Source organism: Streptomyces sp. NBC_01017 (assembly GCF_045162795.1).
GTDB lineage: Bacteria > Actinomycetota > Actinomycetes > Streptomycetales > Streptomycetaceae > Streptomyces > Streptomyces machairae.
Map to the genome: position 1 here is coordinate 9540541 of NZ_CP108683.1, position 23359 is coordinate 9563899.

At 70.3% G+C, this 23359-nt stretch carries 18 protein-coding genes; 9 read left to right on the top strand and 9 right to left on the bottom strand.

Going from position 1 to position 23359, the window contains the following annotated elements:
• The first annotated feature begins 176 nt into the window (after positions 1-176).
• From OG331_RS43625 to OG331_RS43645, 5 genes are all read left to right on the top strand, one after another.
• On the top strand, positions 177-2534 hold the full coding sequence (locus tag OG331_RS43625; protein ID WP_406207689.1) for an alpha-L-fucosidase: 2358 nt from the start codon (positions 177-179) through the stop codon (positions 2532-2534).
• A gap of 164 nt (positions 2535-2698) precedes the next feature.
• Positions 2699-3592, top strand: a complete 894-nt coding sequence (locus OG331_RS43630) for a LysR family transcriptional regulator (RefSeq protein ID WP_406207692.1) — start codon at positions 2699-2701, stop codon at positions 3590-3592.
• Between the two features lie 207 nt (positions 3593-3799).
• Complete coding sequence (locus OG331_RS43635; RefSeq protein WP_406207695.1) at positions 3800-6160, top strand: arylsulfatase; 2361 nt, start codon at positions 3800-3802, stop codon at positions 6158-6160.
• 83 nt (positions 6161-6243) lie between these two features.
• Positions 6244-7047, top strand: coding sequence for a formylglycine-generating enzyme family protein (locus OG331_RS43640; RefSeq protein WP_406210705.1), 804 nt, complete (start codon positions 6244-6246; stop codon positions 7045-7047).
• Positions 7048-7108: 61 nt separating this feature from the next.
• Entirely contained in the window at positions 7109-8080 is a 972-nt protein-coding gene (locus tag OG331_RS43645) for an ABC transporter substrate-binding protein (RefSeq protein WP_406207698.1), read from the top strand.
• 53 nt (positions 8081-8133) lie between these two features.
• Here OG331_RS43645 and OG331_RS43650 read toward each other — a convergent pair whose 3' ends face one another.
• The 7 genes from OG331_RS43650 to OG331_RS43680 all read right to left on the bottom strand — a co-directional run bounded on the left by OG331_RS43650 (position 8134) and on the right by OG331_RS43680 (position 16435).
• Positions 8134-8454 carry a hypothetical protein gene (locus tag OG331_RS43650; RefSeq protein ID WP_406207701.1) on the bottom strand — a complete coding sequence of 107 codons (321 nt, stop codon included), beginning with the start codon at positions 8452-8454 and terminating at the stop codon, positions 8134-8136.
• Between the two features lie 99 nt (positions 8455-8553).
• Positions 8554-9555: a hypothetical protein gene (locus OG331_RS43655; protein WP_406207703.1), complete on the bottom strand. Its 1002-nt coding sequence runs from the start codon at positions 9553-9555 to the stop codon at positions 8554-8556.
• A 24-nt stretch (positions 9556-9579) separates the two neighbouring features.
• The gene (locus tag OG331_RS43660; RefSeq protein WP_406207705.1) at positions 9580-10869 is read right to left on the bottom strand and encodes a transporter; all 1290 of its coding nucleotides are present in this window, start codon (positions 10867-10869) and stop codon (positions 9580-9582) included.
• Between the two features lie 3 nt (positions 10870-10872).
• On the bottom strand, positions 10873-11490 hold the full coding sequence (locus tag OG331_RS43665; RefSeq protein WP_406207708.1) for a hypothetical protein: 618 nt from the start codon (positions 11488-11490) through the stop codon (positions 10873-10875).
• A complete protein-coding gene (locus OG331_RS43670) occupies positions 11487-13616 on the bottom strand; it encodes a hydantoinase/oxoprolinase family protein (RefSeq protein ID WP_406207711.1) in 2130 nt (709 codons plus the stop codon). Before OG331_RS43670 ends, OG331_RS43665 begins: the two co-directional genes overlap by 4 nt.
• Positions 13617-13681: 65 nt before the next feature.
• Positions 13682-15280 (bottom strand): FAD-dependent oxidoreductase, encoded by a 1599-nt coding sequence (locus tag OG331_RS43675; RefSeq protein ID WP_406207714.1) that lies wholly within the window; start codon positions 15278-15280, stop codon positions 13682-13684.
• Between the two features lie 57 nt (positions 15281-15337).
• Positions 15338-16435: a LacI family DNA-binding transcriptional regulator gene (locus OG331_RS43680; RefSeq protein WP_406207717.1), complete on the bottom strand. Its 1098-nt coding sequence runs from the start codon at positions 16433-16435 to the stop codon at positions 15338-15340.
• Positions 16436-16693: 258 nt separating this feature from the next.
• Between OG331_RS43680 and OG331_RS43685 the strand changes: the two genes are divergently transcribed.
• Together OG331_RS43685 and OG331_RS43690 are read left to right on the top strand one after the other, a co-directional pair.
• On the top strand, positions 16694-16843 hold the full coding sequence (locus OG331_RS43685; RefSeq protein ID WP_406207720.1) for a hypothetical protein: 150 nt from the start codon (positions 16694-16696) through the stop codon (positions 16841-16843).
• A 229-nt stretch (positions 16844-17072) separates the two neighbouring features.
• Positions 17073-17540 carry a cell envelope biogenesis protein OmpA gene (locus OG331_RS43690; RefSeq protein WP_406207722.1) on the top strand — a complete coding sequence of 156 codons (468 nt, stop codon included), beginning with the start codon at positions 17073-17075 and terminating at the stop codon, positions 17538-17540.
• A gap of 97 nt (positions 17541-17637) precedes the next feature.
• Here OG331_RS43690 and OG331_RS43695 read toward each other — a convergent pair whose 3' ends face one another.
• The gene (locus tag OG331_RS43695; RefSeq protein WP_406207724.1) at positions 17638-18984 is read right to left on the bottom strand and encodes a hypothetical protein; all 1347 of its coding nucleotides are present in this window, start codon (positions 18982-18984) and stop codon (positions 17638-17640) included.
• Entirely contained in the window at positions 18981-19790 is an 810-nt protein-coding gene (locus OG331_RS43700) for a hypothetical protein (RefSeq protein WP_406207726.1), read from the bottom strand. Before OG331_RS43700 ends, OG331_RS43695 begins: the two co-directional genes overlap by 4 nt.
• Positions 19791-20556: 766 nt before the next feature.
• On the opposite strand from OG331_RS43700, the gene OG331_RS43705 reads away from it, so the two are divergent.
• Both OG331_RS43705 and OG331_RS43710 read left to right on the top strand, forming a co-directional pair.
• Entirely contained in the window at positions 20557-21642 is a 1086-nt protein-coding gene (locus OG331_RS43705) for a LacI family DNA-binding transcriptional regulator (protein ID WP_406207728.1), read from the top strand.
• A gap of 71 nt (positions 21643-21713) precedes the next feature.
• On the top strand, positions 21714-23279 hold the full coding sequence (locus tag OG331_RS43710) for an oxidoreductase (protein WP_406207730.1): 1566 nt from the start codon (positions 21714-21716) through the stop codon (positions 23277-23279).
• The last annotated feature ends 80 nt before the right edge of the window (positions 23280-23359 follow it).

Consider the following 23359-nt stretch of genomic DNA (forward strand, 5'->3'; position numbering starts at 1 on the left):
AGTGCCTGTATGAGATCAGTTCGTACACCGCCGGGCCTCCGGCCGCTACGGCTCGATACATCCGACTATTTTTTCAACTCCGGGCCTTTGAAGCCTCATTGACAAGCGGGCGCTGCGATTCCATGCTCTGGACATCCGATGATTGGAGAGCCGTGGTGCAGGAATCCAGTTCATTCGTGAGACGCCAAGTACTCGGAGCCGCGGCGGGTGCAGCCGCAGCGGGCGTGATCCCCGCGGCGGCCCCGTCCCTGGCCGCGTCCGCGCCGCCGGGCGGCGCGGAAAAGAGGGCTGTGCGGGTCGGCAAGGACGGCGTCTGGGGCGCCGTTCCGGACCCCGTGCCCGTGCCGCTCGATGCCTATGCCGACAACGACGGCATCGACACCGCCTCGGTGCGCGGCGGGGACTTCGACGGGTCCGGCTACACCTTCCCCGGTGAGGAACTGACTGCCGGTCGCGTCGAAGTGGACGGGGTGTCCTACCTCTTCCCCTCATCCGGTTCCGGCGCGAACAACGTGGTCGCGATGGGGCAGCGCATCGAGCTTCCCAAGGGCCGTCATCTGTCGCTGCTGTTCCTGACGGCCGGCAGCTACGGCGACGCGGCCGGTACCGCGACCGTGCATTACGCGGACGGATCGACGACCACGGCCCAACTCGGCGGAGGCGACTGGTACCAGGCGGGCGGCTCCCTCTCCGCCCCGTACCGGTACGGCCCGGACGGCACGAAGGACGAGCACCGCGTCGGCATCGGGTCGGCGGAGGTGTGGTGCGATGCCAGGCGCGAGGCCGTCGCGGTCACGCTGCCCGTCACGCACCGACCCGAGCCGAACAAGGCCTCTCTCCACGTGTTCGCGCTCACGGTCCAACCGGCCGCCCAGGGCAAGGCCCTGACGCTGCGTCCTGCCCGCTCCACGGCCTCGCTGCTGGATCCCGGCGGCGCCCAGAGCGTGGAGACGACGCTCGTCAACGCGGGGACGGAGCCCGTCCTCGCGGCCGACGGCGTGACCGTGCGCGTGGACGTGCCCGGTGCCCGCACGGTGCGACCCGTGTCGGTGCCGCGTCTCGACCCGGGCGAGCAGAGCCGCCTCCGCATCGGGATACGCAGCAGGGGACAGACGCCACCCGGAACCCAGCAGGACGGCAGTGTCATCGCCCACGGCCGCGGCGGGCGGGCCGCCGTCGCGGGCAGCCGGCTCACCGTCGGTGTGGCCGACTACGAAGCGACGGACAACTCCCTGGCCGGGCACCAGGCGCCGTACTGGTTCAGCGACGCCAAGTTCGGCATCTTCATCCACTGGGGCGTCTACTCCGTCCCGGCCTGGTCGCCGGTCGGCAAGCAGTATGCCGAGTGGTACTGGAACCACATGCAGGACCGGAACAACGCCTTGTACGCCTATCACGCACAGACGTACGGCGAGGACTTCGCCTACGACGACTTCATCCCCATGTTCCGGGCGGAACGGTTCGATCCGCGGGCGTGGGTGGAGCTGTTCCGGGACGCGGGTGCGCAGTACCACGTCCTGACCTCGAAACACCACGAGGGCTTCGCGCTGTGGGACACCAAGCTCTCCGAACGGAACTCGGTGAAGATGGGGCCCGGGCGGGACCTGGTGCGCGAACTCTTCGACGCGTCGGCGAAGTACACACCCGAGCTGCACCGCGGGCTGTACTTCTCGATGCCGGAGTGGTTCAACCCCGACAACCCCTGGATGGGGCATGCTCCGCGCAATCCCTACACCCTCGAACCGCTGCCGTACACCGGATACGTCTCCGGCAAGGACTACGTGAAGGACTATCAGGCTCCGCAGATGCTGGAGCTGATCCACGACTATGCCCCGGAGCTGTTGTGGTGCGACATCGGCGGGGTCAACGACAGCCGCAACGTCCTGGCCGAGTACTTCAACCTCGCGAAGAACAGCCGCAAGCCGGTCGACGTGGCGGTCAACGACCGAGCCGGAATCCCCTTCCACGACTTCACCACGCCCGAGTACACGACCTACGCGAACACCGTCGTGGCGAAGTGGGAGTCCAGCCGAGGCCTGGACCCGTTCAGCTACGGCTACAACCGGGCCACTCCCGATGACGCGTATATGACGACGCAGGAGGTCGTGCACAACCTCGTCGACATCGTCTCCAAGAACGGCAACCTGCTCCTCGACATCGGCCCGCGTGCCGACGGCACCATCCCCGAGATCATGCAGACGCGGCTGCGTGAGACCGGCCGCTGGCTCAAGGTCAACGGCGAGGCGATCTACGACACCACCTACTGGTCCCGCATGGCGCAGCTCGGCCAGGACCTTCGTTTCACGGTGCGGCAGGGCAAGGCGTTCTACATCCACTCCCTGGCCGAGCCGGGAAGCCGCCTGACGGTCGAGGCGCCCGTGCCCATCCGCAGCGGTGACAAGGTGACGCTGCTCGGCCACGACCGGCCGCTGACCTGGGCCGTACGAGGTGGAGCACTGGTCATCGACGTGCCGGGGGCCGCTCGGGCGGCCGGGGAGCACGTGTGGGTCTTCAAGGTGGAGTGGAGCGACTGAGCGTCCCCTCGCGGGCACCCGCACGGGGTGGGCAGTACGTCCCTTCGAAGTCCGATCGGTGAACCGGTCCTGCACCGGACGGCCGGCCGATGCAGACTGTGTCTGCCGTTCGCCTGCCGGCGCGTGCGGTGGTCCTTGGGCGTGCGGAGATCGACGGAGATCCGATGGAACGACGTCAACTGGAGTACTTCATCGCGGTCGTCGAGCACGGCGGTTTCACGGCCGCGGCCAACGCGCTCCACGTGGCGCAGCCTTCCCTGTCGCATGCGATCCGCACCCTGGAGCGCGAATGCGGCGGCAAGCTGTTTCATCGGCTCGCGCAGGGCGTCTGCCTCACCCCCGCCGGTGAGGCCCTGGTGCGGCCGGCCCGGCAGGTCCTGCGCGACCTGTCCACCGCGAGTTCCCTGGTGCGGGAGGTCCTCGGGCTCAGCGGCGGCCGGCTCGACATCGTTTCGCAGACGACCCTCTCCGTCGACCCCCTGGCCGACATGCTGGGCCGCTTCCACCGCGCGCATCCGAAGGTCAGTGTGCGCGTGGTCGACCCGGAACGGGGGCCCGCCGTGGCGCAGCTGGTCCTGGCCGGGCAGTGCGAACTCGGTCTGGTGGACGCCTCGGTGCCCACGGCGGACCTCAGCGGGATCGACCTGCCGGAGCAGGAGATGCATGTGGTGCTGCCCGCCGAGCACCCGCATCCGGCGGGCGACACCATCACCTCGCGTCAACTGGCGGCGCTGGACCTGATCGTGACACCACCGGGCACCGAGACCCGGGCGGCGGTCGACGACGTGTGCACCGCACTCGGCGTCGCACCGCGCATCGCGGTGGAGACCGCGCACCGCGCGATGATCGTGCCCCTGGTCCTCTCCGGCGTCGGCGCCGCCGTACTGCCCTCTTCCATGGCCCGGGACGCCGCACTGCGCGGGGCGCGGATGCTGTCCCATCGTCCGCGGCTGCTCCGTCACGGCCGACTGGTCTGGCGGTCGGGTCAACTGTCCCCAGCCGCCCAGGCATTCGTGGACCTGGCGTCCTCGCCCGCCCGGGACGGGCATATCCAGTAGGTATAGAAAGTCTCTACCGCCATCATTCAAAACCGGTTCACGTGAACTCAAGCGACTTCATTGACCGGCCCCGGCGGCGACTGACACCTTGACTGCATCGCAGGTCGGGGCATTTTCGAGTCCTCAACAGCGTTCTGCAACGCCGGTACTCAGGCTGCGAAAAAGAGGGTGTGATTTCCCCGTCGGGCCACCGAATCGGAGCATTGAATGACTGAGTTCGACGCGGGACGGCACATACTTCCGCGGCCGGATGTCCGCCGGCCGCCGACGTCCGCGATGGACGTACACGACCAGGAGACCGCCTTCACCCCCATCGGCCCGGTCCCGCCGCCCGAGGGCGCCCCGAACGTGGTGATCGTGCTCGTCGACGACCTCGGCTTCGGCACCTCCAGCGCGTTCGGCGGACCGTGCGAGATGCCCGCCGCGCAGCGGCTCGCGGACAACGGGCTGCGCTACACCCGCTTCCATGTGACGGCCCTCTGCTCGCCCACCCGGCAGGCCCTGCTGACCGGACGCAACCACCACTCGGTCGGCATGGGCGGCACCACCGAGATGACCACCGCGGCCCCCGGATACAACGGGTTCCGGCCGCGCAGCGCGGCGACCATGGCCCAGATCCTGCAGGGCAACGGCTACAGCACGGCCGCCTTCGGCAAGTGGCACCAGACCCCGCCGCGCGAGATCAGCCCGGTCGGTCCGTTCGACCGCTGGCCGACGGGGGAGGGGTTCGACACCTTCTACGGGTTCATGGGCGCCGAAATGAACCACTGGTACCCGCTGCTGTACCAGGGCACCACCCCCGTGGAGCCGGATCGCCGGCCCGAGGACGGCTACCACCTCTCGGAGGACCTCGTCGACCACGCCATCGACTGGGTGCGCACCCAGCGCACGCTGACTCCGGACCGGCCGTTCTTCACCTACCTGGCCTTGGGGGCCGCGCACGCCCCGCTGCACGTCGGCCGCGCATGGCAGGAGAAGTACCGCGGACGGTTCGACCACGGCTGGGACCGGCAACGCGAACTGACCCTGCAGCGGCAGCGGGAACTCGGCGTCGTTCCCCCGGAGGCCGAACTCGCGCCGTGGGCCGAGGGCGTGCCTCACTGGCACGAGCTCAGCGACAATCAGCGCCGGCTGTCGGCCAGGTTCATGGAGACGTTCGCCGGCTTCACCGAACACGCCGACGTCCAGGTCGGCAGGCTCGTCGACGCGCTCGACGAACTCGGCGAACTCGACAACACACTCTTTCTCTACATCCTTGGGGACAACGGCGCCTCGGGCGAGGGAGGCATCGAGGGGACGATCGTCGAGCACCGGCTCGGGCACGGCGTGGTGGACGACCCGGACGAGATGATCGACCACCTGGACGAGATCGGCGGACCGCTCACCTACCCGATCGCACCTGCGGGGTGGGCGCTGGCCCTGAACACCCCCTACCAGTGGACCAAGCAGGTGGCCTCGCACTTCGGCGGCACCCGCGACGGCATGATCCTGCACTGGCCGGGCGGGGTCACCGAGCCCGGCGGGCTGCGCCACCAGTTCTCGCATGTGATCGACATCCTGCCGACGATCCTGGACTGCGCGGGAATCCCTGCGCCGTTCAGCGTGGACGGGGTGCCCCAGCAGCCCATCGAGGGCACGAGCATGCATCGCACGCTCACCGACCCCGCCGCGACCGAGCACCGCCGTACCCAGTACTTCGAGATGTGCGGCAACCGGGGCATCTACCACAACGGCTGGATGGCGGTCACCCGGCACGGCATCCCCTGGGAGATGGTGCCGGACAAGGACCGGCGGTTCAGCAATGACGTCTGGGAGCTCTACGACATCGACCAGGACTGGAGCCAGGCGCGCGACCTCGCCGCCGAACATCCCGAGAAGCTGCGCCGGTTGCAGGACCTGTTCCTCATCGAGGCGGCGAAGTACCAGGTCTTCCCCCTCGACGACCGGGTCACGGAACGGGAGAACCCCGCCGTGGCGGGCCGTATCGATCTGGTCGGCGAGCGGACGTCCATCACCTACCGCGCGGGGATGCGACGGTTCACCGAGGAGACCACCCTCAACGTCAAGAACCGCTCGCACAGCATCACCGCGGACGTCGATCTTCCGGACACGGAGGCCGACGGCGTGATCATCTCCCAGGGCGGCCGATTCGGTGGCTGGAGTCTGTACGTCACCGGGGGCAGGCCGGCCTACGCCTACAACTACTTCGGTATGAACCTGTACACCGTGCGCGGCGACGAACTACTGGTGCCCGGGCGGCACGAGATCCGGCTGGAGTTCGACTACGACGGCGGAGGGCTCGGCAGGGGCGGAACCGTCGTTCTCCTGGTGAACGGCGAGAAGCACGCGACCGGACGGGTCGCGCGGACCATCCCGTACTACTTCTCCTTCGACGAGACACTCGACGTCGGAGTGGACTTGAGCACCCCGGTGACGGACGACTATCCCGCCCTCGACAACGAGTTCACCGGCACCATCCGCACGGTGCGCATCGACCTGGACGACCGGAGCGCCGCGTCGTCCGAGTTCGACGGGGGACTGCACCGGCGCGTGATGGGGGCGCAGTGAGCTGTTGCACGCCGTCCGGCGGCCGGGCCGCGGACCGGGCGCAGCCCCGGCCGTCCGCCGTGCGGCAGGCCACACCCGAGGGCATGGTGGCCGTCCCCGCGGGTCGGTTCCTCATGGGCAGCCAGGACGAGCTCGCCCATCCGGCCGACGGCGAAGGCCCTGTGCGCTCGGTGGACGTGGACGCCTTCTGGATCGACGCCTGCACGGTGTCCAACGCACAGTTCGCCCAGTTCGCCGCCGAAACCGGATACCGCACCTGCGCCGAGCGCATCGGCTGGTCGTTCGTGTTCGCCGGGCTGCTCCCGGACGATTTCCCGCCCACCCGGGCGGTGGCGGCCGCCCCCTGGTGGCGCCAGGTCGAGGGCGCCGACTGGCGCCGTCCCGACGGACCGCAATCCGCCTGGGAGACCCGGCCGGATCATCCCGTCGTCCATGTCGACTGGGACGACGCCCGCGCCTACTGCGCGTGGGCCGGTAAACGGCTGCCCACCGAGGCGGAGTGGGAACGCGCCGCCCGAGGGGGCCTGCACGCGAAGGTGTTCCCCTGGGGCGACGAGTTCGAGCCCGGTGGGCGCCCCCGGATGAACGTGTGGCAGGGAGACTTCCCGAACCGGCACCCCACCGCCGACGGCTGGTACGGCACCTGCCCCGTCGACGCCTTCGAGCCCAACGGCTTCGGTCTGTACAACGCCACCGGCAACGTCTGGGAATGGTGCGAGGACCCGTTCTCCCCCTACGTCGGCGGACAGCCGCGTGTCACCAAGGGCGGCTCGTACCTCTGCCACGCCTCCTACTGCCGCCGCTACCGGGTCGCCGCGAGGCAGGGCCTCTTTGCGGACTCGGCAACTGGAAACGTGGGGTTCCGGTGCGCCCTGGACCTGACCTGACCCCTCTTCCCCCCTCACCATCCGCACGGCGCGAGGCGCCCGGCGCACAAGGAGCAGGACCATGGCACAACGAGCAAGAAGGTGGCGCCGCGGCGCCGCTGCGACGGCCGTACTCGGCCTCACCCTGACCGCGTGCAGCGGGGCGAAGGTCGGCGAGGACACCGCCGGGACGGGCGGCGGTCCGGGCGAGTGCGGCACCTTCAACCTCGCCGTCAGCCCGTGGGTGGGCTATGAGGCGAACGCGGCGGTCATCGCCCATGTCGCGGAGAAGGAACTCGGCTGCAAGGTGGTCCAGAAGGATCTGAAGGCGGAGATCGGCTGGCAGGGATTCGAGACGGGCGAGGTCGACGCCATCGTGGAGAACTGGGGCCACGACGACCTGAAGAAGAAGTACATCACCGAGCAGAAGACCGCGGTCAACCTCGGCTCGACCGGCAACAAGGGAATCATCGGCTGGTACATCCCCCCGTGGATCGCGAAGAAGTACCCGGACATCACCGACTGGCAGAACCTCGACAAGTACGCCGCGAAATTCAAGACCTCCGAGTCGGGAGGCAAGGGACAACTCCTCGACGGCGACCCGTCGTACCAGACCAACGACGAGGCCCTGGTGAAGAACCTGAAACTGGACTTCAAGGTGGTGTACGCGGGCAGCGAGACCGCCCTGATCCAGGCCTTCCGGGACGCCGAGAAGAACAAGAAGTGGGTGATCGGCTACTTCTACGAGCCACAGTGGCTGTTCTCGGAGGTGCCGCTGGTCCACATCGATCTGCCCCAGCACACGGCGGGCTGCGACACCGACCCCGCCGAGGTCGCCTGCGACTACCCGGTGTTCGACCTCGACAAGATCGTCAGCACCCGCTTCGCGAAATCCGGCAGCCCGGCCTACGACCTGGTGAAGAGCTTCACCTGGACCAATGACGACCAGAACACCGTCGCCAGGTACATCGCGCTCGACAAGATGACACCGCAGGCGGCCGCGAAGAAATGGGTCGCGGCACACCCCGACAAGGTGAAGGCCTGGCTCGGGTAGCGCCGTGCGGGCGGTCACCGAGCCGGTCACCGAGCCGGTCACGCTTCGACCGGTCACAGACCGCCGAGTTTGCCGGCCGCGTCACGTACGGAGCCGAGCGCGTCCACGACGGCGTTGCGCCGCCTCGCGCCGGCCGCTCGGTCCGCCGGGACCAGCCGTGCGGCGGCCTGCACGGCGTAGGCGTCCGGGTCGCCGAAGGCGGTTCGCGGGTGCTCTCCCGTCTCCGCGCAGTGCGCCGTGACCTCCTTGACCGCCTGGAGCACGACTGCCCGGTCCACGCCCGGCTGCATGGCCAGCCGTACCTGGAAACGCGCCATCCACTTCTCGCGGTCCTTCTCCGCCGTCGCGTCCGTCGTCCGGTCCTTCTTCGCCACGTGCTCTCCCGGGTGATCTACAGCCGTCTGTTGTGGAGTTGGACGTCGAGACATCGAAGCGGGTTGCTTGAGCGGAAGAGCAACTGTTGGACAGCCGGCTCAGCCCCGGGCCACCGCGATGGCTCCCGCGAGCCGCTCTCCCGCCTCGTAGATCATGTACGGGACGCCGCCGTCGGTGCCGAAGGAAGGCGCCGCGGCGCGCCCGTTCTCCGGAGCTGCGCTGCGCGAGTTGTAGAAGACGCCGAGGTGGGTGCGCTTGCTGAAGTCGTTGCCGACTTCGGTGATCATGATGTCGCCGCCGCTGGACTTGTCCTTGTTGTAGACGACGTAGGTGCTGTTGTTCCGGTGCAGGAGGTGCGGACCGCCGACATTGACGGCGCCGACGTCGCCGTGCCGGATCAGCGGCTGCTGGTCGTAGCTCCAGGTACGGCCGTCGGCGGACCAACCCCATCCGATGTCACGGTGGTTGGTGGTGTTGTTGAGCATGAAGACCATCACGTAGCGGGCCCCGCGCGAGGGCAGGTCGTGGCGGAAGACACGGGCGTACGACGTCTCCGTGGTGCCCGCCGGGAGCATGGACGTCGACAGCACGACCTTGTCGTACGTGAAGTGGATGCCGTCGGCCGAGCGGGCGAGGCGGGTCGTGGTGTTCTCTCCGTGGAAGTACAGCCAGAACTCCTTGGCGTCCTGGTTCCACAGGACGTGGGGCGACGAGACATGGCTGACGGAGTAGTGCCCCGGCCACGTGTTGGAGACGATCGGGTTCGACGGGTACTCCGTGAACGGCCCCTCCAGTGAGTTGCCGTACGCCAGGCAGATGCCACCGGGAGCGTCGTGCGGCGCGTAGTACAGGTAGTAGCGGCCGAGCGGGGAGTTCACCTTGTCGTAGACGCCCCGGATGCAGGGGAAGATGATCTCGCCGGTGGGGTTGTACTTCAGCTGGGACGCCGTCAGAAGGGTGCGAACGTATTCGTAGTCGGGGAATCCGCCGGGCGCCGCGGCCGCGGGCTGCGTACCGAGGGCCGTCCCGACGGTGAGAGCGGCTCCGGTGGCGGCGCCGGCGCGCAGGAAGAGACGCCGGTCGAAGTGGTGCTCGTGCATGGTGGGCTCCAATGACGGAGGGGCTCAGAGGTGGGTGGCGGCGGTGACGCACAGGCCACCGAGGGCGACCGCCCACACGTACGGCAGGGTGCGCACCATGACCTGTTGCGGAGTGACACCCGCGTACTGGGCGCTCCACACGGTCTGGGTGCTGGTGGGGTCGGCGACACCGAAGACCTGGTTGTACGAGGTGGTCATGCCGAGGACGGCGGCCGCGGGGTAGATGCCGGTGGCGATGAGGACTCCGGCGATGCCCGCACCGAGCCCGAACACGTTGAGAGGGCCGCGGTAGAGGCACAGTGGGACAAGAAGGGTGAAGACGAGGACGAACAGCACGGGGTTCTGCGGACTGACGGCCTTCACGAGCGGTTCGAGAGCGTCCACGGCGCCCGGCAGTTTGACGGCCGCGAGCAGGATGCCGATGGCGATGAACAGGACGATCGGCGGGGCGGCCACCTCGAAGCCCCCGTACAGGGTGCGCAGCAGCCGCTTGCTCATCGCGCCGGGCCGGGTCGTGGTGACCAGCGCGTACAGGACGCCCGCCAACAGCGAGGGGATGATGGCGAGTTCGAAGCCCAGGGCGAGCACGAGCGGGACGGCCGGGGCGAGCAGCGCGTACCAGGGCGCGTCGCCCAGCTCCGCGCGGCGTGAACGAGACTTCGCGCCGGAGGAGTCGAGGGACTTGAGCGACCAGGCGTGCTCGGTGCCACGGCGTCGCGTCTCGACAAGGACGAAGGCCAGGGCGGCGACCAGGGCGAACGGGAAGAGCTTCACCATGAAGCCGCGCACGGTCGGGATCGGCAGTTCCAGCGCGGTGGAGAAGAACTGCCACACCGGCAGCTCGAAGGGGATGCCCACAGCGATGCCCATCAGCACCGTGCCCGCGGCGGTCACCTTGGGCACGCCGACGGCGATCATGGCGGGGATGCCGATGATGCCGGCGAGCATGGCGGCCGGCGCCGAGCCCGTCACCGTTCCGACCAGTGCGGACACGGCGAGGACGCCGAGCGCGACCACGGTCGGGCGGTCACCGCCGAACTCGACGATCTTGCGGACGAGCGTGCCCGCGATGCCGGTCTCGTCGAGGAGCTTGCCCAGCCAGGAGCCCAGAATGATCGCGATCATGGTGGCGGCCAAGGCCGGCGCGCCTTCCTGGAGAACGGTGTCCAGCACGCTGTTCTCGCCGGTGAGCGGTGCTCCGGCGAGGAAGGCGATGACGACGGCGAGCAGCACCAGCGCGAAGGCGGTGGGGAGTCTGCGGGTGAGCATCAGGCCGACGCCGGCGGCCATGACGAGGAGGATGACGACACCCATGGGTCAGTTCTCTCTTCCGGGCCGGGTGAGCGCTGTGCGAAGCGCGGCGGTGAGGAGCAGGGGGCTGCGGCCGAGCCCGCAGACGGTTCTGGCGTAGGCGTGGGCGGCGACCTCTTCGGCACCGGCGACATGGCCGGCCACGCGGTGGCGGCCGAGGCGCAGCACGGTGTGACCGAGCGCCTGCTTGAGCGCGGCCTTCGCCGGGCCGTGATGGAGGTGGGCGTGCGCGGCCTCGTGAGCGAGAGCCGCCGCGCGCACCGAACCCGGCGGGTACCAGGCACGCCAGCCGCGGGCGTCGACCAACTCCTCGGCGAGTGCGAGCGTGTCGGTGTAGAGCTCGACCGTCGGGGGCCGTGACGTGTAGCGGGCGAGCAGCATCCGCTCCAGGCCGTCGTCCCGCTCGACCACCAGCGCGGTGGACGGGACGGGGACGAGCCGGGATCCGAACTCGTCGGCCCTGCAAGCCCATTCGCGCAGCAGCCGCGGATCACGGCCCTCGTGGGTCGGCGTGGCGGCCAGCAGCCGGACGGCCCATTCGATGTCGTCGACGTCGCCTATGTCGTCAACGCCGGCGATAGCTGTCAACTCCCCTTCTTCTGAGGTGAGTTCGATGGCCGTCATGACCGCACCTCCAGAACCGCGACCACCGGCTCGTCGGCGGCGCGGGCACGCAACTCGCTGCGGGCCAGCGCGAGCAGAGGCTGTGGATCGAGGACGCCGGACAGGTCGGCGATGCGGGAGCCGAGCAGCAGCCGCAGGGCAGGAGCGCGGACGCCGCCGTCGCCGTACGAGGTGGACTCGCTCACCAGCCGTGCCAGCACCTCGGGGGCGCCGGCCACGGTGGTGGTCTCCACGCGGGCGTCGGCGGCGTGGTGGCGTACGACGCCGTCCATGTCGACGATCCGTACGGGCCGGCGGGCCGCCCGCAGGCGGCGGTGCGTCTGTGTGCCGTAGACGGTGTGCGCGGCGGTGCCCGCCAGGAGATGGACGTCCGTGGGGTCGGTCCTGAGACTGGCCGCCGCGGCACGCAGCCGCTCGGTGTCGTCGGCGCGGTGGGACCTGTCCTGGGTGCGCAGTTCGGTGGCGCCGGTCGCGACCGCGCGCACGGTGCTGGTCTGCGGGTCGACGGTGACCTCGACCTCTACGCCTTCGGCTGCGGCACCCTGGGCGACGACCGCCCGCTCCGCCTCGGCACGGACGGCGAGGATCTGCTCCTGCGAGGCGCCGGGCACGATCCGCTCGACCTGCTCGCGGACGAGCGCGAGGGCGACGCCGATGGGGCTGATGACCTCGTTGTGGCGGGCGATCCGGCCCTCCATGCCGCTGGTGTCGGCGAGGTGCGGGGTGACGGACGCGGCACCGCCGCCTCCGCCGACGAGGACGGCCGTGTCCTTGTCGAGGCGGTAGTCGCGGATCATGGCGTCCACCACCGTCTTCACCTGGGCGACGCCCGCGTCGAGGATCCGCGTGGCCGCGGTCGCGACGTCGGTGCCGAGCACGGCGGCCAGCGGCGCGATCGCGGCGCGCGCGGTCTCCGGGTCGCAGCGGGCGAAGTCGCCCTCGGGCACGCGGCCCAGGGCATTGGCGGCACACGTCATGGTGACGGCGAACCGCCCGCCCGCCGCGTCGAGCACGGCGTAGTCGGCGGGGTCGCCGTCCATGGGCCGGACAGTGGCCACCTTGGCGTCGCGCAGTTGGTCGGGAGAGGCGAAGCAGGCGTACGGCAGCCCCGCGATGTGGGCGCTGCGCGGCCCCACAGCCGTCACCCGGCCTTCGTCGATCCGCACCATGGAGCCGCCGCCGACGCCGACCGTGCGCACATCGAGGGCGTTCAGATACGAGGTCTTGCCGAGGATGGTGGCGTGCCGGACGGCGACCTTGCCGCGGCGTACGACGCTGATGTCGGTCGAGGTTCCTCCGGTCTCCAGGAACGCTCCCTCGCTCACCCGCTCCTGCATCAGAGCTCCCGCGACTCCGGCGGCCGGTCCCGACAGCACGGTCAGGAGCGGCCGTCGGCGCATCTCGTCGAGGGCCATCACGCCGCCGTCGCAGCGCATCACCATCAGGGGCGCGGTCACGCCCGCCTTGGTGATGGAGGCGTCGACGAGGTCGGCGGTGGCCAGCATGCGAGGCAGGATCGCCGCGTTGACCACGGCGGTGCGGGTGCGCTTGTGCAGCCCGTACAGCGAGGTGATCTCGTGCGCGGCGGTCATCGGCAGCCCGTACTGCCGTGCCGCGTCCAGCACGGCCTGCTCCCCCTCGGGCCGGTCGACGCTGAACGGCTGACTGGCGACGAGGACTTGAGCCCCCTCGCCCTTCAACTGCTCGACGGCTCGGCGGACGGCCGCCGCGTCGTCGGGGTCGGCGACATGCGCGTACGCCAGCGGGAGTCTTTTGCCGGGGGCGAGTTCGAGCTTGCCGAACGAGGCGAGGCGGCGGGTGAACACCGCCGAGGGGCCGGTCCCGATGCCGATCAGTCCGACGGTCGCGACGTCGCCCTCCAGGAGGGCGTTGGTGGCCTGGGTCGTGCCGTGCGCCAGGAAGGCGACGTCGGTCGGGGCGGAGCAGGTCTGTTCCAGAAGCCGGTCGAGCGCCTCGACGATGCCGTGTGCGACGCCGTCCTCGTGATGGTGGCTGGTGGGGACCTTGACCTGCCCCAGGAGTTCGAGAGTCGTGGCGTCCACGGCCACGGCGTCGGTGAAGGTTCCGCCCACGTCGATGCCGACGCGGATGCGGGGTGTGTTCATGCCCAAGCACCTCCTTGTGCTGGATCGGTTCGCGCGGGCGCAACTCCTCAGCGCGCCGGGTTCGTTCAGTAGCCGCGTACGTCCGGCCAGTGGCGTTGCACTCCGTCGCGGTCGAGCAGCCGCGCGAACTCCTCGAACCGCTTGTCCTCTGCCTGTACCTGGTGCGGCTCGACGTCCTCGGCCACGCAGTGGGCGGCCAGTGCACCGGCGACCTCGCCGACGTTCCACTCCACCGGGTGGAGCCGGTAGCAGCCGTTGGTGATGTGCGTGGTGCCGATGTTCTTGCCCGCGGGCAGCAGATTGCGGACGCGTCGCGGCACCAGCGCCCCGAGGGGGATCTCGAAGGGCACCGAGCCGATGTCGACGTAGTTGTCGCCGCCGGTCGAGGGATGCAGATCGATGCGGTACCCGCCCACGCCGATGGAGTCCCGGTGCCGGGTGCCGCCGTACGGGCCGACGAGGTCGATCGCCACGTCGTGCTCGGTGACTGTGGTGACGGCCTTGATACGGCGGGACTCGCGGACGTACGCCGCCTTGGCCAGGCCGTCCGCCGTGCCGGTCACGTCCGGGCGGATCCGCAAGCCGGGGAAGCCGGTGCCGCCGTCCGGGCGCGGTGCCTCGGTCTGCAGCCAGTACAGCAGCGACAGCGACAACTGCCGTGCCTCGCGCAGCGCCTCGGCCTCCTGGCCGATGTACGGCTTGAGCCAGTAGTCGTTGAGCGGCCAGTTGACGAGCGTGATGTCGGAATCGAAGGCGCCCGGCGTGTGCAGCTTGCGGGCGAGGATCCGGCGAAAGCCCCACAGTTCCTTGTCGCCGGCGTCGGCGCTCTGGTCGGCGGAGACACCGAGCGGGTCGAGTTCGGGATTCGGTACGAAGGTCCGCGGCACCGGCTCCAGCGTGCGCGGGTCGGGCGCCTCGAAGCCGAGCAGCGGACCGGGCCAGAACGAGGGCCGGTAGCCGCGCCAGAAGTCGTAGTCCGCCGGCCGGTCGATCGTGTGGTCCTCGCCCTCGTGGTGGGAGAGCGCGAAGCAGACCGTGATGCCCTGCTGGTTGTCGGGCTGGGCCTCGTCCGGGGCGTGCGGCTCGTCGAACTCGGCGCGCGCCTCGGCCCCGTTCGCGTGCTCGACGCCCGCGAGGTGGAGGAGTTCGCCGGTCTCGGTGGCGTCCAGCACATAGCGCGCGGTGAGGGTGCGGTGTGTTCCGTCACGCAGATCCCGCAGGGTCACCGCCCGTACGACATCGTTGTCAGTCTCGGCGGAGACCGGCCGGTGCTCGGTGAGTACGGTGAGCCGGCCCGCGGCACGGTGGGGCGCGAGCATGCCCTCCAGGACGGCGAGGGCGACCCCGGGCTCGTGGCAGATCTTGCTGACGCGGCCCGCTCCCGGGTTGAGTCCGGTGAGCGCCAGGGCCTCGGCCCGCAGCGGGTACCAGTGGCGGTAGTACCGCCGGATCTCCTCGCGCAGCCGCCGGTACGTGGCGGTCGTGCCGAACTGCTCCACCCACGGGTGCTCGTCGGGCGGTACGGCCTGGCTGGTGAGCTGGCCGCCGATCCAGTCCGTCTCCTCGGTCAGCACGACGCTGCGTCCTGCCCGGCAGGCGGCGAGTGCGGCGGCCACGCCACCGAGGCCGCCGCCCACGACGAGGATGTCTGCTTCGGGTATCACGCTTCTCCTTGCTGCCGGATCGGGGTCACACAGGGGTGGGGCTGGTTCGGACCGTGCTCAGGGACGGGCGGGCGGCGGTCCGGTCGTCGGTCCGGGCCGGAAGGCACAGCCGACGAGCGGCTCGCGCGCCTCCTCGCCCGCGACGAGCGCGGCCAGCAGACGTACGGCCGCGGCGCCCAACTGCGGCCGGGGGATGTCGAATCCGGTCGGTACGGGCTCGCTCGCCAGATCGGAGGGCGGGCTGCCGAGCAGGGCGAGGGACGCCTCCGCGGGGCAGTCGAGGCCCGCCTCACGCACGGCGGACAGCAGGCCTCGCCAGACGGCCCCGGTGTCGGTCTCCTCCGCGACGAAGGCCGTCACGCCCTCGTCGGCCCAGGCACGCAGCCGTTCGGGCGTGAGCTCCCGCTGCGGATCAGCGGACCGGAAGACGGACGTGGGCCCGGAGGACAGACCTGCCGCCTCCAACCCCTCCAGGAAGCCGCGCTGACGGTCCGTCGAAGCGGGCGCGTCGTCGTCCTCGCGGACGAGGACGATCCGTCGATGCCCCAACTCGGCCAGATGGCCCACGACGTCACGGGTGGCTCGGACATAGTCCGCGCCCACCCAGGCCACGCCCTCCAACTCCTCGCGGCGCCCCAGGTGTACGACCGGGAAACCGTCCTCGACCAGCCGCTTGAGCTCCGCCCGGGGCGTGTGCCGACCGATGAACAGGCAGCCGTCCGCGAGCCGGACCCGGCTCAGGGCTTCGGGACCCGTGGCCCCCGCGCCACCCGTGCTCGACCCGGTGAACAGCACCAGGTCGTACCCGAGTGCCGCCGCCTCGCGCTCCACGCCGACCAGGAAGGGGTAGTACGAGTGCTGCACATCGGTGGGGAACGTGGCGGTGAAGCTGAAGACGCCGAGCAGGTTGTTGCGGGCGGCGGCCAGCCGCCGGGCGGCCGGATCGGGCACGTAGCCGAGACTGCGGGCCGCTTCCAGGACCCGTTGGCGGGTCTCCTCGGAGATGAGGCGCCCCTTCCCGTCCGGCTTCGGGGAGAGCACCAGGGACACGGTCGCCTGCGAGACCCCTGCGAGCCGAGCCACCTCGGCCTGCCGGGGTCGTGACGTACGTCCGGCCGGAGCGGGGGTACGTCCGGGGCGCTTCCTGGGTTCCACGGTGGCTGCTCCTATTAATGCGTATTACCTAATGCGCATTAACGAGACTGCACCTCCCCGCCCAGCGGGTCAAGGCCCGGGACGGAAGTGGTGCGGGCGACCTCTGCGAGAGCTCAGGGCCGAAGCCGTCCGTCGGAGCGCACCTGGGCTGCAGCGCCTGCTCGACGAAAGGGGTGAGACCGCGAGGCCGGGGTAACCGCGTTCGTACGTGGGCCTTATTGCAAGGGCGTTGTGGTCGACCGTCTCAGGAGGACAGCCGTGCCAGGCATATTGGACAAGATCAAGCAGTTCAGCAGGAGCCCGCAGGGGCGACGTGCCGTGGAGGAGGTACGCCGGGCCTCTCGCGATCCGCGGCGCCGGGCCCAGGCCCAGCGGCTGCTCGGCAAGCTGCGGGGGCGGCGCCACTGAAGCGCCCGGTGTGCTTCTCTCGGCGCCCGGGCGCCGAGCCGACGGCTGTTCGCTGAAGGGCGCGGGGCGTGTCGGCGCCTTCGGTGCGTCGAGCGGTCCGCACGAGTGTCGCGCAGGCCATGGGGGCGCATTGTCAGTGGCAGGCGCAACAATGCGGTGCAGCAAGATCAACATTGGGTCCGGAACGAGGCGTGCGCTGTCCGTCCTCCACCCTGGAAAGGCCGTACAGATGCCCCTCGCGACCTCCCGCGCCTCGTATTCCGTCGCGGACGCCGACTCCGCGGCCCACACGGTTCACCCTGCGCGCCGCGGCGAACCCGACCGTGCCGGGCGGGTGGCCCGAGCGGACCTGGCCTGCCCGAGCGCACCCTTCCAACTGCACCCGCCCAGGTCCGCGGTCGCGCTCGACTCCCTCGCATCCGAGGTGCTGCGCATCGTGGCCGACTCCCGCACACCCGTCTTCGTGACCGTCCACGAGGGCGGACGAACCCGCTACGGCTACTGGCGCCCGGTCGACGCCGCCACAGGCAGAGGCGGCTGCTACGTCGCCCTGCCCACCGATGTGTGCGAAAAGCTGCGCTCCGGCGGACGCATCGAACTGGGCGAGCCCGTCACCGATCCGGCCAAGACCACCTACCGGATCAGGCCCGCCCGTACTCGGGCGAAAACGGGACGCCACGAAGGCAGCGCGGCGTGACCGGCTGAAGCCGTCGCACTGCCGCTGCCGTACCCCGGAGAAGAGAGCCCGAACGGGGCCGGCGCGCCGCCCGACTGAACGACGGGCGGTGCGGAGGCTAGGGCTTGGGGATCCAAATCCTGGTGTACTCCTCGTGGTACGGCTCGGTGTCCCTGTACGTCTCCTCCTTGCCGACCGCGATCACGGTGTCGTCGTGCCGCAGCACATGGCGCAGCTCGATCGTCGCGGTGGAGGAGGCCAAATCATTGTCGGCGGCGGCCAGTTCGGACCAGGTCCGTCCGTCCCGTGAGGTCCAGACGGCCCCGACGGTCCGCTTCCCGTCCGGGAGGTTCGCCGCACCCACGCCGATCAGCGTTCCGTCGACGTCCACCACGCTCGACAGCCGCTGCTCGGTGAGGGGTACGGCGGTCGGATCCGGGAGCTGTCCCGTCCCGAAACGACCGGTCCGCTTCCAGGAGTCGTCGGAGTTCCGCGTCCAGCATGCGGGTGGGCCGTGCACGTCGTAGGGGGATTCCAACATGTCCATGGCGCGCGTGCGTTCAGGTGTCGCGACCGTGGCGCCGCAGATCAGAGGGGAGCCCTGGTATGTCAGGGCCGCCGTCGGCCACAGCGCACCGGGGAGCCGGTTCGCCATCGACATCCGGGCGCCGCTGCCGTCACGTGAGGTCCATGCGGCGGGCGAGTAGACGGATGCGGGGGTGTCGTCGGGCGAGGCCGCGGGCGGCGGCGGATCCTGTTGGTATCCGGCCGTCATCACCTGGTCGTCGAGGGAGAAGACACCGAGTTCGAAGAGTTCTGTCTCCTGACGTGGCAGGGGTTGCGCGACTCGCCCCCAGGTCCAGCCGTCCACGGAGGCCCAGATCTCCACGTCGGTGTCCGCACCCTGGTCGGGATCGTCCGTCGGCTGGATCAGGGCGACGACACCTGTATCGGTGCCGGCCGCACCGTGCAGGATTCCCGCAGGCGGCGGTGTTCCGCGGCCGGCCCCTGCGGCGGGCGTCCACCGTCGGCCGTCCTTCGACGTCCAGACCTGAGTGGTCTGCCGACCCGAGGCCACGAGAAAGCCGCCCTTGCCGGACATGGCGACGGCCCCGATCGCGTCGAGGTCGTCGTTGCGGCCCGCCGGTCCCAGGTCGGCCGCCTGCCACGTGCGGCCGTCGGACGACACGAAAGCCTTGGGCAGCAGCCGGAATCCGAGTTCGGCCGAGGGGTCCTCCTCGCTCGCCATGCCCGCGACGACGAATCCGTACGGGGTCGCCGCCGCGGCCCGCGTCTCGAAACCCTCGGGGAGTCGGGTGCCCGATACCTGCGCCCACGAGTCGTAGGCGGGTCCCTCGGGACGGTCGTCGGACCAGGGGTTCGCCAAGGCCGCGATCACCACAACCACCACAACCATCCCAGCCATCACCGCGATCACCCGGAATCCGGGCCAGGGGCGGCTCATGGCGTCGTCCCCGTGTCCGGAGACGCCCCGGATGCGGCGGCGGGCGCAGGCGCACAGTCCTCGCAGCGGGCATCGGGCCGCCATCGGCGGCGCTCGCTGTCGTAGCTGTACGACGGGGACTGCGCGACGGACGTGGTGCGGAACGGTTCGCCGTGGTCGGAGACCACCGTTTCGCGGCGCTCACCGCCGTCGATCCAGGCCAGGTGGAGAACCCAGTCGCAGTCGCACGAACGCGTGTCCACCCAGATCCAGAACTGCTCGGGGTCCCCCTCGGAGACCTTGAAGGGGAACGTGACGGAGTGGTCCTGCCCCTGCCCGGCAGGCTCCGCGCCGCCCCCTTCTCCGGTCACGTCTGTCCCACGGGCCGGGGCAAGCAGCGGGTTCGGTTTGTCGAGGTCCAGTACGAAGGAGCGAAAGCTGAAGGAGCCACATCCCTCGGCCGGTGGTTCGAAGGTCCCGGCGATCGGGCTCCTGCGGGCGACCACCTCGACGCGAGCCCCTGTGAGCACGACGGCCGCCGCCGACGGGCTCTGCACGGTCACCACCAGGACGTTCCCGCGGGCGATGACACCTGTGGCGGCCAGGTCGCCCGGTGGCCCCAGCCTGCTCGGCCGTACGGGCTGGACTCTGCCCTTCCCGGCCTCGCACCCGTTCATGGGGTCGCGCCACGTCGCGTCCCATGCCACCGCGGACCGTGCCGAAGGATCGTCGCCGAACAGGCCCATGACGCCCGAGATCAAGTGTGCGCCGAAGCCCGAAATCACGGCGGTCCCGAGCGCGGCACCAGCCGCGACCGCGATGCCCACCAGACGGGCGCGTCCGCTGCGGGGGCGGCCGTCCTCGCCGTCCCCCTCGTCGTCGGCATCACCCGACGCCGCACTACCCGATGACGGATCATCGGGCGTCGGACCAGCGGACGATGGATCACCGGGCGGCCCACCACCGGACGACGGATCGGTCGACGGAGGATCGGGAGCAGAGGGCTCCGGCACCGCCGGATCGGGCTGAGGCGTTGGACGGTTGGCGGACGCGGACGCGGACCCGGACCCGGACCCGCAAGCAGTGCCGCCCGACAGCGGGTTCGGCGGGTTCGGCGGGTCCGGTGGGTCCGGCGGATCCGCCGACGGTCGACCGGGATCGTTGCGCGCCAATGTTTCTTCCCCCCGAAGCCGGCTCGGCAACGTCGCAGAGCGTGCGCACAGCATGGCACGGTGTGAAGGCGCGAGCCCCGGGATTTCGCGTGAACGAGCATTGCCGGAAGGCGAGTTGATTCCACCAGCCCCATACATGCGATCCAGGCTCGTGCCGGCCGGAGTGATCACGGAACCCGACTCCCCGAAGCCGGGCCGCAAGCGCAGGCACGCCGCAAACGATCACGCCCGGCATTCGCCCGCACCGACCCCGAGTTGCCGCCCGCCCTAACGATCCCGCCGCTCGCCCCCGTGGCCCGACCGGCACCCACGGTTGCTTCCCAGCCCACCCCGACCCTAGGATGAATGCGCTTTCATTCGCGTGTCGGCGCATCGCACGACCAGCACGGAACGGGGGATCGATCATGAAGGGCGCCGCATCGTGAGCGCCACACCCACGGTGTACGACGTCGCCGAGCGCTCCGGCGTGTCCATCGCGACCGTGTCCAGGGTGTACCGCAACCCCGACTCCGTGCGGGCCGCCACCCGTGAGCGTGTCCTCGCCGCAGCCCGGGAGCTGGGATACGTACCCAGCGGCAACGCCCGTGGTCTCGCCAGCCGTTCCACCGGCGTCCTCGGCCTGTGCTTCCCCGACTACGCGGACCCGGACACCGCGGACATCGAGGACGACGACGCGGCGATGCTCTACTCGGACCAGATCATCCGGGGCATGGAACGCGCCGCCCGCCGTCACGGCTACGCCCTGTTGATCGCCGCATCGCTCGAAGGCGGCCCGGAGAGCCTCGTCGCCAAGGTGGCCGGACGGGTCGACGGCTTCGCGGTGCTCGCGCGGACCGTGCCGACCGAGGAGCTGGAGGTGATCTCCCGGCGCCAGCCGGTCGTCCTGCTCGCCGGCCCGCGCGCGGACCCGTCCCTGGACCACCTCGACCATGTGGAGGTGGCCAACGAGGACGGCCAGTACGAGCTGACCCGACACCTCCTCGACGATCACGGACTACGCCGCCTCGCCTATGTCGGAGTCGACGACACGTCGCCCGACGTGGAGGCCCGGTTCCGGGGCTTTCGCCGGGCGTGCACGGAAGCCGGAGTCGACACCGGGGCAAAACCCGCGCTGCGCATGCCGATGATGACGCAGGCGGAGGGCGCCCGAGCCGCGGATCTGCTGTGCGAGGCGAGCGGCGAGCGGCCCCAGGCCTTCGTGTTCGCCAACGACCAGATGGCCGTGGGCGCGCTCCAGGCGCTCGAACGGCGTGGTGTGCGGGTGCCGGACGAGGTGGTCGTCACCGGATTCGACGGCATCCCCCTCAGCCGCATCGTCCGTCCCTCCCTGACCACGGTGCGCCAGCCGATGGTGCGCCTGGGGGAGGCAGCCGCCGAACTGCTGATCCGACGTCTGCGCGAGGAGGGCAGCGCGGAGCCGGTGTCCCTGGTGCTTCCGGTGAGTCTGGCCCGCCGGGCGAGCTGCGGCTGCGCCGATGCGGGGTCGGGGACGTTCGGGGCGGTCTGAGGGACGCCGTGCGCGATGCACTTGTGTGATGAGGCCGGGCGAGCACCGAGGAAGATCACTACTCTGCATGAGTGCTTTCCTACGACGAGTTGACGTCACCTGAGCGCGAGCTGTGGGACGCGTTCCCCGAAGGGCGGCGGGTGGACCTGCGTACAGGTACGCCGGAGGAGGACCGGGTCGCCGACGGCGCACGGTGGGGACCCGAGCGGACGGTGCGGGCGGCGGTGGTCGCCGCGTTGTTGCTCGGCGCGAACATCGGGCAACCAGGCGCGGTGGCGCGTCTGAGGCTCACCGGGGCACGGATCCGCGGACAACTGGACCTGGCCGGCGCGCAGATCGCCCATGCCCTCTGGCTGGAGGAATGCTGGTTCGACGAGGCGGTGAATCTCCTCGGCGCGTCGACGCAGACCCTTGTGTTCACGGGCAGCCGGATACCCGGCATCGAGGCCGACTCGGCCCGCATCGAGGGAAACTTCTCCCTGCGGCACGCCGTGGTGGAGGGCGGCGCCCCCACCCCCTTCAACCGCTTGAGCACCGCCCTGTCGCTCACCGACGCCCGGGTGGGCGGCGGACTGCTCCTCAACGGCGCCGAGTTGATCGCACCCGACGGGTGGGCCCTGTCGGCCGGTGGCCTGGCTTTGGAAGGGGGCATGTTCTGCCGAAACGGGTTCGTCGCACACGGGGAAGTCCGGCTGATGGGTGCGCAGTTGCCGGGCACCCTGGCCATGCAGGGCGCCCGACTGGAAGGACCAGGCCCACGCGGCGTGGCGCTCACCCTCGACAACGCCACGGCCTCGTCGCTCAAGTTCTCCGAGGGATTCACCGCGAACGGCACGGTCCGGCTGCGCGGCACCCAGGTCACGGACAATGTGACCTTCGACGGAGCCGTCCTGAACGGCCCGCCCACCGACGACGGAAACGCCCCGGCCCTGATCGCCATGCACCTGCAGGCCGTCGACCTCGATCTCACCCTCGCCCGACCCCCATCCGGCACCCTCGACCTGCGGGGCGCCCAGGTGTCATACCTCCACGAGAACGAGTTCAGCTGGCCGGAGAGGGTGGAGCTGGACGGCTTCGTCTACGGCTCCATCAAGACGGCGAACGCGAACGACGAGCGCCAGGAGTCCGTGGGGGACCGTGAGTCCGTGGCCCGACGTGTGGCATGGATACGCAGCAGCCCGGGCTACAACCCACAACCGTACGAGCAGTTGGCGGCCTGGTACCGCAAGGCCGGGCACGACGACGACGCACGCCGCGTCCTCCTTGCCAAGCAACGCCACCGGCGCCGCGCCCTGTCCCCGACAGCCCGCGTGTGGGGCCATCTCCTCGACGTGACTGTCGGCTACGGCTACCGCCCCTGGCTGGCCGGCGTCTGGCTCCTCGCGCTGATCCTGCTGGGCACGTTGGCCTTCGGAACCGACTCCCCCAAGCCGGCCAAACCGGGCGAAGGCTCCCCGTTCCAGCCCCTCGTCTACACCCTCGACCTCTTGATCCCCATCGGGGGCCTGGGGCAGCGCACGACCTGGTACTGGTCGAATGACAGCCTCCAGGGGCTGGCCTACCTGCTGATCGCCTTCGGCTGGGTGCTGACGACCACCGTCATCGCGGGTGTCACCCGCGCCCTCCAGAAGAACTAGCGGGCCGTTGGCCGACCAGCCCTGAGCCGTGCTCGACGCGCCGAAGGGCGACCGGCGCGCCATTCTCGTGCACCTGGATC